Genomic DNA, 13887 nt, shown 5'->3' on the forward strand with positions numbered 1-13887 from the left:
TTTATTCAAAAACCTGCAAAAAATCCGCATTGTTAAGTCCGACAGGCTGCTAGGGCGAGCGGGTTCGACCGCTTCAATCGACAGGCTTGCCTTTAGAGTGGTTTAAACTCGAAATCCGAAGCTGCTCACGGTATTTGGGGCAGAATATCAGCGCCGACTGACGTCGAGCGGCTACGAAATTTATGGAAATGTTTTGACCTGCACGGGATGGCGGTTCCTCAAAAGACGTCGGCGTCCCGGATTTACCCTGTCCATCATGTTAATCCTGTCTGACCTTGTTGCTTCACCTTCAAGACAGGATGTACAGGATTTGCAGGATGACTATGAATCAACAGTGATGAGCAGAGGCACCGGGTCCGCCGGGACGGTTTTGGGGCCAAAATGCTTTTTCGAAGCTGTTAACATTAATCAAAAACCCTCATGCAACCCGTTCAAGAGCAATCGGTTACATTTTTATAAGTTAAACTTATTTAATGGCATCGTGCTGAATTGAATAAAATGATTTCTCGAACGTCCAATAGGGTACTTATTCCCAATAAACCCGTACCCGGCACTCGATTCATTGCGACCTTTTTAAGGTGTAGTGTGCTTATATGAAAGTATTTATGGATAACGAACAAAATAATGCGACCGAGTTGAAACCATTCTCTGTAACGGAGGATATCAAAAACAATCAACGTGCGGGGGCTTGGGTACAAGCTGAACCGTTGGGCGACCCCTTTTATGTAGCCAATCACGAGTGGGTTGGCGTGGATCTGGATGGCACCTTGTCGGGGAATCATCAGTTGGACTTTACCGGCACGGTTTACGGAATCGGGGAGCCGGTGCCGGAAATGATGACTAAGGTAAGGCAGATGCTGGCGGCTAACATTACCGTCAAGATTTTCACGGCTCGGGCCTTTGAACCCAAAGGTATTCCTCCAGTTCGTGCCTGGCTGACTAAACACCAGTTGCCGGAATTGGAGATCACCAACCAGAAAGACCCGTTCATGGTTTTCTTTTACGATGACCGTGCGATTCAAACCGTCTCTTGCAAAGGGGTTTCGGTATTGGAAGCGGTACTGGGACTGGCTGGCGGAGATTAGGAGGCAACGAACATGAATATCAAAATTCACCATGGTTCGACTGAATATGACGATTGCTGCATTGAAATCACTACCCGGAACTCGCGCATCCTTATTGCGGTAGGGACTCCCTTTGACGATCCCAATACCGTAACTGCATCAAGTAAAGATGCAAAAGGGAGCCGGACCAAAAGCCTGGCTGAGAAAATCCCTGGTCTGTTTGCTTCGGGACCGGCGATTGATGCCATCATCCTTACAAGTGCCCACGTGGACAACACTCCGTTTCTCCAGGATACATTAGAAACCATTCCGGTGTACCTGACACCGGGCATCAGCAAGCTGATCGAAGCAGGAAGTTATTATGGGCGGACTTGTGCGGTACCGGTCAAGCGGCGGCACGTGATGGGCGGGGAGCTTCACACCCTGAGAGCGAAGGGAGATAGTGGCCTGCTAACCATTGGCTGTCCCACGTGTGACCAGGTGATGCTGCCGGATAAGCCGGTGAAGATTGGCGATTTCACCATTACCATCATTCCCGTGAACCACGACACCTTGGGGTGTGTCAACTTGTGGATTGAAGCGGAGGGCAAGCGGGTACTGTACGCCGGAGATTTGCGGTTGCATGGCCGTGACCGGATGTCGGCGGATCAACTGATTCGCCTGACCTTAAGCACAACACTGGACGCCTTGATTCTGAACGGCTCACATTTTGCGCGGATTCGTAAGGATCAGGTTCATTCCACGGATTTGGAGGATAAATTGATCTTTGAGATGGGTGAGAGCCCCGGCTTGGTATTGGCCATGTTTGTGCCATCGCATTTGGATCGCCTGATGACCTTTTACCAGGCCGCCTGGCATTCCGGTCGGATACTGGTAGTGGATCCCTTCACGGCGGAAATGCTGGTGCAGACCAATGCCACAGATGAACTGGCCACACCCCTGCCGATTCGGAAAGCGGGGATCAAGGTCTATTACCCGAAGGACTTCCCCATCCAACGCACGACGCTGCTGCACGGGAAAAAGTGTTCCCGAGTGACACTGGAAGCCATTCTGGAAGCCCCGCAGAAATACGTGATGCTGTTTCGCCATCCCATGCTGGTAGCGGATTTCGGCGGACAACTGCCGCCGAAAACCCGAATCATTTATTCCTATTGGCATGGATGCCCGACGAATCAGGCCGGAATCGCTTGGAAGAAACTCAAAGCTGCGGTATCCGCCGCCAAAGGCGAATTCGTGGAGTATCATTCGAGCGGGTTCCAATTCACGGAAGACATTCTGGCATTTGTATGGACCTTAAATCCCAATAAGATTCTCCCTCTCCAATGTGAGGGTTCAAACAGGTTTGATCAGTTCTTTGAAAACCAGACGACATATCTCAAGGATGGAACCGGGTTCACTCTGAAATAGGCAGGCTATGAAAATCACCATCCATCGAGGCACACACCAGATTGGCGGCAGTTGCGTGGAAATCTCCACCGATACCACGAGGATCATTCTGGATGTCGGCCTTCCGCTAAATGACGGGGAAGAGACCAAGTCACCCAAGCGATTGCGAAGTAAACAGCCGTTGCCAGATGGTCTGGCTCCCCAGGTGGACGGGCTGTTTTCCAGCGGACGCAAAATAGACGCCATTTTTCTGTCGCATGTTCATTCCGATCATGGGGGACTTCTGGCTCATACAGAGGCCAGCATCCCCATCCATTGCACCCAAGGCACTTCCAAAATGATGATGGCAGCGTCTATTTACGCTGGCCAAACCGAAGTGCCGCGAACACGGATAAAGACTCTTAAGCCCAAGGTCCCAGTGATGGTTGGGGATATTCAGGTTACCGCCTATCCGGTGGATCATTCCGCCTTCGATGGCGTGGCACTGCTGGTGGAGGCCAATGGAACGCGGGCGCTCTACAGTGGCGATCTGCGGATGCATGGACGCAAGCCCGGCATGGCCCAGCAATTAATCCAAGCCGTGGCCGCCAAAGGTGTGGATGCGCTAATCATGGAGGGAACACATTTCTCCGGGTCTCGGGCACCAGGGCGAGCTGAGAAGGAGCTTGAGGAAGACATTGTTGATGACATCCAATCCGCGTCTGGATTGGTGTTGGCATCCTTTTCGCCAATGCATGTGGACCGCCTCGTTACCTTTTACAAAGCCGCCAGACGATGCAATCGCATTCTGGCCGTTGATCATTACGCTGCGTTTGTTCTGCACTTGATCGCCTCGCAAGCGCGCATTCCAAAGCCGCAAGCCGAGAACCGCATCCGCGTGTTCCTTCCGAAGGCACAGCGCAAGCTTCCCAAAATTGACCGTTTGTTTGCCCATAGTCACATCACTTTGGCGGAGATCCTGGCGAATCCACGCGATTATGTAATGCTTTTCCGTTCCAGCATGGTTGGCACGGATTTCTCCGGGCAGTTGCCGGAACGTGTCCGGTGCATCTACTCCTATTGGAGTGGCTATTTGAAACAACCGGAGTGGGAGGCGACACGTGCGAAAGTGAAAGAAGTTGGTGGCGATTTCCAAGTGCGACATTCCAGCGGCCATATTCACGCGCCAGACATCGTGCGCTTTGTTGAGGCGATCAAACCACGCTTGGTCATCCCGATCCACACCACAAACCCGGAGGAATTTGCGAAACATCTTCAGAACGTAAAGATATTGGAAGACAAGCAAGGTTTTGGAATTGAATAAAATAGAGTTTAATAACGTCCTTCAAATAATAATTCAGAATTGGAAACACAAGATTTTATGAAAAAAACGTGTCTTTATTGCTTAAGTACCGGTGAATGGGTCCACTATTCTTCCTCTGGAAAAACCATTAAACTTCGTCAGTTCAAAAATGGACCTGAACCAGAAGAATACAAAAGCAGCAATCCAGGCGATGAGGACCGCCTTGCAAAAAGGCTAATCAATGCCAAGGAGGTAAGCTTTGCCGAGGTAGGCGCACGGATTGTGAGTGAAGACAGCGAACTTATTCCATCAAAGTTGCGCGTCAACGAAGATTGGGAAAAATGGCGGAAAGTAATTATATTTTTGGAGGAGAATAAACTTCAAATACAGTCTCCCGCTGAGAAAAAACGGGATGGCGGGTCAATAGTTATTCCCCAAACAAGAATTCGCCGATTCTACGAATCGTTAAGGCTGTTTTCTTCCGTTGCAATTCATGGTTCCTTTGCAGGTTACCTCACCAAGAAGCACAATTCCAGCGGCCGCAATGATTGTGCCGCGCATCTGCAAGTTATGTTCGAGGAAAGTGCTGATCACTTTGCTCGCTACAAGAATACTAAAGATAGGTTTGCTCCCCCAACGAAACAGCGTGAAGATCCATGGTGGCAAAGACCCAAAGAAAACAAGGGGCACACAGCCAAAGCATTGGTGGCAAGCCTAAAACCAGACACCCTGCCCCCGTTTGTCCCGGTGGTTTTCAAAGATGATGGGGCTTTGGATTTTACGCCAATTGACTATGAAGTAAGCCCATATACGACAAGCAATGCAACTTTTGAAGACGGACACCATGGTCGTAAATCTGGTCAAGGTGGAGTGGATCTTCTATTGCAAAGCAACGATCAAGCTAAATTGCCTATCATCGCCGAGGTTAAGGCCCCTGGCGATACGAACATGTTCCTAGCACTTGTCCAGACCTTGACGTATGCGGTTGAGTTTACAACACCGAACCAACTCCTGCGTTTGAAGACCAGTTACGAGCAACAATTCAAAGTCCTCCCGGCTGATGCAAAATGTGACATTTACCTGATATATTTCGCTGGACCTTCTCCAGAACTGCTGGAAGAGACAAAGGCTATTACCGACAAGTTGCTTGCAGATGCTTCCAGTTCAGTTGCTCAACGAGTTCGTAGGATTGCATTCATCGAAGCGGGAAAGCCAGGGACGCTGAAATTTCGATGCACGCATCTATCACAACCAAAAAATTTAGCGAGCAGCCAACATGCGGCAGATGGTCATTAGGTGATTGCCATCTAAAAAAGTTGATGGCATCGCACGATGAAGCCAAAAGGGATTTGGCATTATAGAGGCTACTCTGGAGAATTGATTGGTAAAAAGATGGACCCGTTTTATAACCGGCTCGACTTTTAGGAAAAACTGATTTAAGGCATGCCTGATGAAACTGAAAACCGACTTGCTAGAACAGTTAAGCGCAGCGGACATCTTGGCGGAAGCAGTGGCGACGAATCACCGCTTCAGGCCCGAGCCGCTTTTATCAAAGACTGGGACTGGCAGTCTATTATCAGCATCAACCGGGGAACGTGCGAAAGAGGTCGCGCGCAGCACGGCATTAATTCGGAAACTGCGTGCGCGTGCGCACAAAAGTGGGAAGCGCATCGCGGCCAAGTTGGCTCGTTAGCTGAAACGAATGATTTTCTCAAGGAATGCCACAAACAAGCTCCGTTTCTATTCTTCAACGGTTTAGCCTGCCTGCCCGAGGCGCTGATTCGGATGCCACCAAAACCCACCGGGTACAGCACACGGCCTTCAGCGCAGACTTGACCTTACACCGGTTTTTGCCAGGTGCCGGTTTTGGCGGATTGGTAGGCGGCTTCCATGACGGCGACGCGGGCGGCAGCTTCGCGCGAGGTGACCAGCGGCATATCGCGCTTGCCGGAGACGGCTTCCACAAATTGGTAGATGGGCAACGGCGGCGGTTGCGGCAGTTGTTTCCAGGGCTGTTTACCATCCGCGCCCTGGATGTTCTTGCACTTGAGATACAGGTCGCCGTTGAGCATGTGCGCATGGCCTTCGGTGCCGCTGATGAGCAGGGTCACCGGGTCGGCCACGTCCACCCAGCCGGCGGCCAGGGTGCCGGTCACGCCGTTGCGGAATTTGATCAGGGCCTCGCCGCATTCATCGGTGTCGCCATAACGGGCGGTGATGACCTTGATATCGGCGGTGATGGACTCCACGTCGCCCATCAGCCACATGAGGATGTCCAGGGAGTGGGTGCCGAGATCACCGAAGCCGCCGCAGCCGGATTGCTTGGGATCGGCCATCCAGCGCCAATCGGTATCGAACCAGCCGCCCAGCGAACCGCTGTGGCAGTTGGACCCGCGAACGCGGGTGATTTTGCCAAACGCGTTTTTGGCGACGAGTTCCTTGAGCAACAGGTGGGCCGGGAAGGTACGCATGAAGTAGCCGGTGGTGAACAGGCGCCCGGCCTGCTCGATGGTTGCCGCCATCGCCGCGCTGTCTTTGGCGGTCACGCCCAGCGGTTTTTCGACGAACATGTGCTTGCCGGCCTTGGCGGCCGCGGCCACCAGTTCCAGGTGCCGGTTGGTCTCGGAGCAGATCACCACGCCGGTCACTTCCTTATCGTCCCAGATTTCCTGAACATTGGCGGTGGTTTTGCTGCCGGCTTCCTTGGCGCGCTTCTCGGCGCGCGCGGCATCATGATCCCACACGTATTTGACCACGACATCCTCGCGCCCTTTCAGGCGGCGGCCAAAGTCGGGGGTGTGGATGTGCGCGCCGCCCACGATGGCGAGCGTCACTTTGCCGCCGGCGGCTTGCGCCAGGGTGGCGAGCGGACTCGCGAACGCCGCTGTTGCCGCCACCAGACCGGTGGTCTTGATAAAATCACGCCGGGCCAAATTGCTTTTCATCGTCATGCCTTTCCAAATGGGTTGTTTCATTTAAAGTGCGAACGGGGATATTCTTTGGCCGGGCGGGGGAAGAATTCAAGGGAATCTTGTGGAAAAATGGCCTGGAAATTTTGCAGAAAAATGGACCGGCAGAAAAATTAGTTGGCAAAAAGATGAAGACAATATTTTTAACCACGGATTACTCGGAATACACGGATAGAGCAACTGGTTCGCGATCTGCGAGCCGCTGATTTTGTAATATTGGGAAACTGAATTTTCGTGCTTTCGCCAAACGGCGGGTGGGCGTAGAGTGCCTCCATGTGGAAAGCACGATTGGCGTTCATTGGTTTGATGGCCCTGGCGATTTTCGGCGGCGGCGCGCTGGTGGGGTTTACCGTCGCCCGTCTGATTTATGGGGCGCCCTCCACGCCGTATTCGTTGAATACCAGCTCCGTTTTGAAGCAGGTGCAGTCGTTGTCCGAATTGGTCACCATCAAATATGTGATGGAAAAAGTGGTGGTGCTCGAAGATCCGCCCAAGGACACGTTGGGCATGTTATTCACCGGTGAGAGCCGGGTGATCATGGTGGCGGGCGGGGTGGTGAAGGCTGGCGTGGACTTGTCCAAACTTAAAGAAACGGATTTACACCTGCGCGGCACCAATATCACCATCAACCTGCCGCCAGCCACCATTCTCGACGCCTACTTGGACGATAAGAAAACTCAGGTGATGGAGCATAAGACCGGGCTGATGCGCAAATACGACCGCAACCTGGAGCAGGAAGCGCGACGGCAGGCGGTGGATGACATTCGCCGCGCGGCAAAATATCAGGGCATCACCACCGAAGCCGATCTGCGGGTCAAAGAGGAGTTGCGCCGGCTGTTTAATTCGCTGGGGTTGGGTGTCGAGTTTAAGTGATTGACCTTTTGCAAAAAAACAATCCGGCAAAATGAGAACATGGCAAAAGCTGGAATCCGAATTTTAAGAAATTGACCCCAGCCACGGAGGCTGGTAGCTTCCGTGTAAAGTTAGATACCATAAACGTTCAGAGGAGAACACATGAGTACACGAATCGGCATATTGACAGGTGGCGGAGATTGTCCGGGACTCAACGCGGTCATCCGGGCGGTAGGCAAATCCGCGTCCAAGCGCGGCTGGGAAACGCTGGGTTTCCACAACGGGTTTGAAGGTCTCCTGGACAAGGAATTTACCATATTAGACTACAAGAACATGGATGGCCTGCTGTTTCGCGGCGGGACGATTCTCGGCACCACCAACAAGGGCCGCTTTGCCGCCAAGGTGGGCCATGGCGAAGTGCAGCGAATCCCCGCGGAAGTGTTGCAGGCCACCCTGGCTAATGTGCGCGAGCTGGGCTTGAAAGGCTTGGTGGTGGTGGGCGGTGACGGCTCGTTGTCCATCGGCCAGCAGCTTTTTGAGGCCGGCGTGCCGTTGGTGGGCGTGCCCAAGACCATTGATAACGATCTCGAAGCCACGGTCATCACGTTCGGTTTCGACTCGGCGGTGGCCTGTGCCACGGATGCGCTGGATCGCCTGCACACCACGGCGGAAAGTCACAACCGGGTAATGGTGCTCGAAGTCATGGGGCGTTATGCCGGTTGGATTGCCATGCATGCGGGCATCGCCGGTGGCGGGGATGTGATTGTGATTCCGGAAATCCCGTTCTCCTTTGACAGCATCTGCCGGAAAATCGAGGAGCGCGAAGGCCAGGGCAAACATTTTACCCTCATCGTGGCCGCCGAAGGCGCCCGGGAATCCGGCAAGGATTTTACCACCTCGGGGGCGGCGGAGAAAAACCGCGAGGCACGGCTGGGCGGCATTGGGGCGTTGATCGCCGACGAAGTCGGCAGGCGTACCGGCAAGGAAACCCGCGTCTGTGTGCTGGGGCATTTGCAGCGCGGCGGCGGGCCGACCACCTTTGATCGCTTAATCTGCACCCGCTTCGGCACCATGGCCGTTCACTTGATTGCGGAGGGCCAGTTTGGCAAAATGGTGGCGCTGCATCCGCCCAATACCGTGGCGGTCAACATCACCGAAGCGATTGGCCGCCTACGCACCGTGCCGGTAAACGGCGATCTGGTGCAAACTGCGCGCGACCTCGGTATCAGCGTGGGCGATTAACTGCGTGCGCCATCCGTCAGGGGAAACTTGCGCAGCCCAGTGCGCTGGAGCAGGGCCAGCGCCACGAACCGCGGGTTGTTTTTGAAGTATCGGCGCCACAGCCGGCGGGGTTCCCGGCACATCCGGTAGAACCATTCCAAGCCGCTCCGCTGGATCCAGCGCGGCGCTTGGGCCACTCGCCCGGTGTGAAAATCAAACGCCGCCCCCACCCCAATCATCAGGGTCACCGGCAGTTTGGGCAAATAGTGAGCCATGAACCTTTCTTGTTTCGGCGTGCTCAAGCCCACCCACAGGATGTCCGGTCGGGACTGTTCGACTTGGCGGGCAAGCTCCGCCTCTTCAGCAGGGGTTAGGGGACGGAACGGCGGTTCATAAGTCCCCACCACTTGCACTCCCGGGAACCGGGCGGTCATGCGTTCTTTCAGGGCTGCCGCCACACCTTCAGCACCGCCATAGAAGAAATGCCGGACCCCGCGCGCGGCGGATTGGGAGAACACTTCCAGCATCAAATCCGGTCCATAGACCCGGCTCATGTGTTTGAACCCGCTCAGTTTTCCCATCCAGACCATGGGCATGCCGTCCGGCGTGACCAGAAAGGCGCGGTTGTGGATGGTTTTCAGTTCGGGATCATCGTGCGATTCCATGACGCCATGCACGCCGGTGACGGTGATGTAACCCTTCCGGCGCCGGGCCACGGCCTCAAAGATGGCCTCGCACGCCAGGGGTAGATTCATGGCGCTGACACCGACTCCCAACACGTTCACGCGATCAATAGTCATTCGGGTTTTGGTCATTTGCCGCAAGGACTCACCGCTCAATCAAGTCCTGCGCAAGTGTTATCGCAAAGGGGGATCGGCTCCAAGCAGAAAGTCTGCCATCGGGGATGGCTCGTGGCCAGTCATGAGTATTTCTTGACTCCATCCCGTCTGCGCGCCATACCCATGCCATGCAAAACATAACTCAAGCCGCCGGGTGGCGCCGCATCATCCCCGTCCCGGCGTGTCTGCTGGATCATGATGGTTGCCCCACGGGAAAAAGCCTGGCGGTGACGGAGGGCCGGTTCACAGTGGACGGCGCGCGCGATCAAACTCCGTATTACGAAGTGACGGTGGAATAAGCACGGAGAGCCGCAATGCAATTACTGCCGCATTCGAAAGAAAAATGGCTCGATCTGACCCTGCTGCCGGTGAAAGTGTGTTTGGTTGTTTCTGTCATGGCACTCGTTCTTAACCTCCCATTCAGCAGACTTGTTATCTATGATTGTTGGCTTGTGTCAGTTCCGGTGCTCATGGTTGGAGTTCTGCTGCAGGTTATTTTTCGCCGGGTTGGTGAGGCCTTGTGGACTTTGTTAATTTTGGGATTTTGCCTGCTATTACTAAATTGGGCAGACTGGGCGCAGACAATTTTTCTAACGCTCATTTTAGCCGCTTGGCTTATATGGCGTTGGGCTCAGATATTCGAACGACCTGCAGCGACAAGTGAGGAGCCGATCGAATGTCTCAAATGCCGCACGATCATGCCCAGCGGGGAATCCAAATGTTTGCACTGTGGCTGGACTTATAAGATCGAGGATAACCCCCGGACAAAGAACCCTAATGCCGATGGTGGATAAGAAAATCCGAAGTTCGCAAAGCTTGACACCCGACACCATGGGCCTACTCTGCCGCTGAAATACGACCAAGCTATTATGAAAGCGATCCTGTTCACGGCGTGCGCCCTGTGCGTGTCACTGCACCTTAACGCGGCGGATCAGCCGCTGCTGGCCACCCCCGGCAAAGTCATCTACGAGAATAAGCTCGATGCCGCCCCGGGCGCTCCATGGAAATCCGCCAAGGGCCAGTGGGAACTGGCGAACGGCGTGTGGCGCGGAGCGGAAAAGCCCGAGGACAACCACGGCGCGGTCACCCGCCTGCCCAACCAGTTGGCGGATTTTGTCATCGAATACGAGTTCAAGTTCGAGGGGGGCAAATCCACCAGCCTGACCATCAACGCCACCAAGGATCACATGGCGCGCATCATGATCACGCCCAAGTCCGTCGCCATTCAGAAGGATGACAATGATCACGACGGCCCGGACAAGGCGGTGGTCTTCGCCCGTTTCCTCGCGGATTTCGCGCCCGGCACCTGGCATAAGGTGCGCATGGAGATGGTGGGGGATATGATGCTGGGCAAGGTGGACGACCTGGCGGCCTGGGGGAGCAGCGACCTCTTCAAGCAGGCCCGTGTGGCGCCCGGCTTCACCGTGGGCGGGCAGAGCGTGGACTTCCGCAACCTGGTCATCCGCGAGGCAACGCTCAACCCCGGCTGGGAAAACGTGAAGGACACCCTGCCCAAGCCCGGGGAGAAAGTGGCGGTGCCTGCGGCCCGCCCGGGCGCGGGCAAGGCCGGCAAAAAGGCCGGGGCGAAAAAGAACTGATGCTTATTCCAAAGTTCGAAATGCGAAACATTTCTATCTTGTCATTCAAGGAACATCCAAGAACACTTGAATGGTATTGTGTGTGCATGGCTGGCCAACGGTTGCAGGCGGCCGGCCGGATGGTTTCTGGCTGGCCTGTTTTGGCTTTGTGCCACCTGCCAGGCGCAGGTGCTGTTTGATGCCACCAAGGCGGAGACGGCAGGCAACGCGGATTGGATCATTGATGGCGCCACCCAGCAGATTCCCTCCCCGTCCATCACCGGCATTACCACCAACAGCACGGAATCCTATTGGAAAGGCGGCATCAGCGCGTGGGGTGTGGCGCTGGCCAAACTGCGCAACACGGGCCAATTGACGCTGCCCGGAAACGGCATCGAGACGCTGGTGTCCAGCGGCGCCATCACCTATGGTAGCGCGGCCAACGCGCAGGACCTCTCCAATTACCAGGTGTTCGTGGTGTGCGAGCCGAATTCGCCGTTCACGGCGGCGGAGAAAACCGCCATCCTGAACTTCGTCAAAAACGGTGGTGGATTATTCATGATCGCCGACCACAACGGTTCCGACCGCAATAACGACGGCTGGGATTCTCTGGAAGTCTGGAATGACCTGATGACCAACAATTCCGTGCAGCTCAATCCGTTCGGTTTTCGCTTCAATGCCAACACTGTGACGCCTACCAACGTGACGGTGGATGCCGCTGCCACCAATATGCTCACGCATGGCCTGGGTGGAAACGTGACCACCCTGGCGTTCAGTGCCGGCGCAACCATGACGATCAACAATTTCAGCGTGGCTTGCCCAGCAGTGTGGAACACGTCGAAAACCACCGATGTGATGGCACTCTACGGAACGTTCGGTGCGGGCCGGTTTGTGGCGGTAGGGGATAGTTCCGTGGTGGACGACGGCACCGGCACATCTGGCAAAACCCTTTATGATGGCTGGAGCGGCCCGGTGGATAACGGGTACCTGGCCATCAACGGGACGGTGTGGTTGGTGAACGGCAGCAGCAATGCGCTCGCGCCACCTGTGGTTGTCACCAGTGCGGCCAGTGCGGTGACCACGAATGCCGCTACGCTTAATGGCACCATCAATCCCAACGGCCAAACGGCGACGGCCTGGTTTGAGTATGGGCTGACGACTGCCTACGGCACCAATATTCTGCTTTCGGGCACCTACACCGGAGCCACCGCCCAAGCGGTAAGTACCAATCTATCCGGGCTGACGGCGGGAACCACCTACCATTTTCGCCTCACCGCCACCAATAAGTCGGGGACAGTCAGCGGCGCGGATCAGGTTTTCACCACCGCAGCTTTGCCTACCCCGGATTTGACCATCACTAAAACGCATACCGCCGTTTTTAATCAAGGAGCCACCAACCTCACCTACACCATCACCGTCACCAACCTCGGCACGTTGGGCACCACCGGCACCGTCAGTGTGGTGGATACGCTGCCAACCGGTCTCACCGCCACGGCCCTCACCGGGGATGGCTGGACGCTCAATCTCGGCACGCTTACCAGCACGCGCTCCGATTCCTTGGCGGCAGGTGCCGGTTACCCGCCCATCACGATCACCGTAACGGCGGCCACCAACGCGCCCGGCAGCGTTACCAATCGCGCCACAGTTTCCGGCGGCGGGGATGTCATTACCGCGAATAACACCGCCGCTGATCCCACTACGATTTACCCGTCGGGCAGCGGTGGCACCTTCACCGGCATCCTGGCGGGTTGGGATGTTAGCGGGCTGACGAGTTTTGGCGTATCGCCTTTGGCACCGGTCACCAATGCCCCCAACCTCTCCATCACCGGCCTTACTCGGGGCGGTGGAGTGACCAACACATCTACCGCGGCCGCCCGCGCTTGGGGCGGCAATGGGTTTGACTCCACCAACGCCGCCCAAGCCATCACCAGTAATGAAGTGGCCACCTGCGCATTGGCGGCTTATCCGGGTTACCGGGTTTCGTATTCTTCGATCACCCGGCTGGATTACCGTCGTTCCAATTCTGGTCCTGCCTATGGGCTCCTGCAATTCCAAGTGGGTTCGGGTCCTTTCCTGGATCTGACCAATCTCAATTATTCCTCCTCTGCCAACAGTGGCGCCTCCCTCGGACCATTTGACCTTTCCGGCATTGCCGCGCTGCAAAATGTCGGGGCGGGCACCAACGTCACCTTTCGCATCGTCAACTGGGGCGCTACGAGTTCGGGCGGCACTTGGTATATATTCGATGTGGCGACCAGCACCGCGCCCGATTTTGCCATCCAGGGAACCATCGCGCCGGTGTTGACCCCGGCAGAAGCGTGGCGGCTGCAATGGTTCGGCACCACCAACGACACCGGTACCGCTGCTGACACCTATGTGGCCACCAGTGACGGCATGCCCAATCTGCTTAAGTATGCGCTGGGTTTGAATCCGCTGACCGTCAGCACCAATCCCGTCATTGGCAATTTTGACTCCGGCTATCTGCGGCTCTCGCTGCCCAAAAACGCGACCGCGACTGACTTGATTTTCACAGTGGAAGCGACGGGGGACCTCCTTACGCCGGCTTGGACTACCAACGGGACCACGGTGGAACAAAACACCGCCAACCGCCTCCAGGTCCGCGATAACGCCCCGCTCGGCTCGGCTCCCCGGCGCTTCATGCGCCTGCATGTCACCCGGCCGTAGGCGTTGCGCCTC

At 55.6% G+C, this 13887-nt stretch carries 13 protein-coding genes; 11 read left to right on the forward strand and 2 right to left on the reverse strand.

Translation table 11 applies throughout. From position 1 onward, the window contains the following. Positions 1-605 precede the first annotated feature (605 nt). From WCO56_06355 to WCO56_06375, 5 genes are all read left to right on the forward strand, one after another. A complete protein-coding gene (locus WCO56_06355; GenBank protein MEI7729172.1) occupies positions 606-1085 on the forward strand; it encodes a hypothetical protein in 480 nt (159 codons plus the stop codon). A 12-nt stretch (positions 1086-1097) separates the two neighbouring features. Next, positions 1098-2471 (forward strand): MBL fold metallo-hydrolase, encoded by a 1374-nt coding sequence (locus tag WCO56_06360; protein ID MEI7729173.1) that lies wholly within the window; start codon positions 1098-1100, stop codon positions 2469-2471. 7 nt (positions 2472-2478) lie between these two features. Then, on the forward strand, positions 2479-3753 hold the full coding sequence (locus WCO56_06365) for an MBL fold metallo-hydrolase (protein MEI7729174.1): 1275 nt from the start codon (positions 2479-2481) through the stop codon (positions 3751-3753). 57 nt (positions 3754-3810) lie between these two features. Further along, complete coding sequence (locus WCO56_06370; GenBank protein ID MEI7729175.1) at positions 3811-5028, forward strand: hypothetical protein; 1218 nt, start codon at positions 3811-3813, stop codon at positions 5026-5028. A 147-nt stretch (positions 5029-5175) separates the two neighbouring features. Beyond that, complete coding sequence (locus tag WCO56_06375) at positions 5176-5568, forward strand: hypothetical protein (GenBank protein ID MEI7729176.1); 393 nt, start codon at positions 5176-5178, stop codon at positions 5566-5568. A 2-nt stretch (positions 5569-5570) separates the two neighbouring features. On the opposite strand, the gene WCO56_06380 is transcribed toward WCO56_06375, so the two are convergent. Next, the gene (locus WCO56_06380; GenBank protein MEI7729177.1) at positions 5571-6677 is read right to left on the reverse strand and encodes a Gfo/Idh/MocA family oxidoreductase; all 1107 of its coding nucleotides are present in this window, start codon (positions 6675-6677) and stop codon (positions 5571-5573) included. 297 nt (positions 6678-6974) lie between these two features. Here WCO56_06380 and WCO56_06385 point away from each other — a divergent pair, with 297 nt between their 5' ends. Together WCO56_06385 and WCO56_06390 are read left to right on the forward strand one after the other, a co-directional pair. After that, the gene (locus tag WCO56_06385; protein MEI7729178.1) at positions 6975-7574 is read left to right on the forward strand and encodes a DUF4230 domain-containing protein; all 600 of its coding nucleotides are present in this window, start codon (positions 6975-6977) and stop codon (positions 7572-7574) included. 141 nt (positions 7575-7715) lie between these two features. Then, positions 7716-8795, forward strand: coding sequence for an ATP-dependent 6-phosphofructokinase (locus tag WCO56_06390; GenBank protein ID MEI7729179.1), 1080 nt, complete (start codon positions 7716-7718; stop codon positions 8793-8795). Here the strand turns inward: WCO56_06390 and WCO56_06395 are convergent. Then, positions 8792-9574: a WecB/TagA/CpsF family glycosyltransferase gene (locus WCO56_06395; GenBank protein ID MEI7729180.1), complete on the reverse strand. Its 783-nt coding sequence runs from the start codon at positions 9572-9574 to the stop codon at positions 8792-8794. The two genes, WCO56_06390 and WCO56_06395, sit on opposite strands and share 4 nt — an antisense overlap. A 167-nt stretch (positions 9575-9741) precedes the next feature. On the opposite strand from WCO56_06395, the gene WCO56_06400 reads away from it, so the two are divergent. From WCO56_06400 to WCO56_06415, 4 genes are all read left to right on the forward strand, one after another. Next, positions 9742-9912 (forward strand): hypothetical protein, encoded by a 171-nt coding sequence (locus tag WCO56_06400; protein MEI7729181.1) that lies wholly within the window; start codon positions 9742-9744, stop codon positions 9910-9912. A 15-nt stretch (positions 9913-9927) separates the two neighbouring features. Continuing rightward, positions 9928-10407 (forward strand): hypothetical protein, encoded by a 480-nt coding sequence (locus tag WCO56_06405; protein MEI7729182.1) that lies wholly within the window; start codon positions 9928-9930, stop codon positions 10405-10407. 75 nt (positions 10408-10482) lie between these two features. Next, entirely contained in the window at positions 10483-11211 is a 729-nt protein-coding gene (locus WCO56_06410; GenBank protein ID MEI7729183.1) for a hypothetical protein, read from the forward strand. Between the two features lie 66 nt (positions 11212-11277). Next, positions 11278-13875: a DUF11 domain-containing protein gene (locus WCO56_06415; GenBank protein ID MEI7729184.1), complete on the forward strand. Its 2598-nt coding sequence runs from the start codon at positions 11278-11280 to the stop codon at positions 13873-13875. Positions 13876-13887 lie beyond the last annotated feature (12 nt).

The organism is Verrucomicrobiota bacterium, from assembly GCA_037139415.1.
Lineage (GTDB): Bacteria > Verrucomicrobiota > Verrucomicrobiia > Limisphaerales > Fontisphaeraceae > JBAXGN01.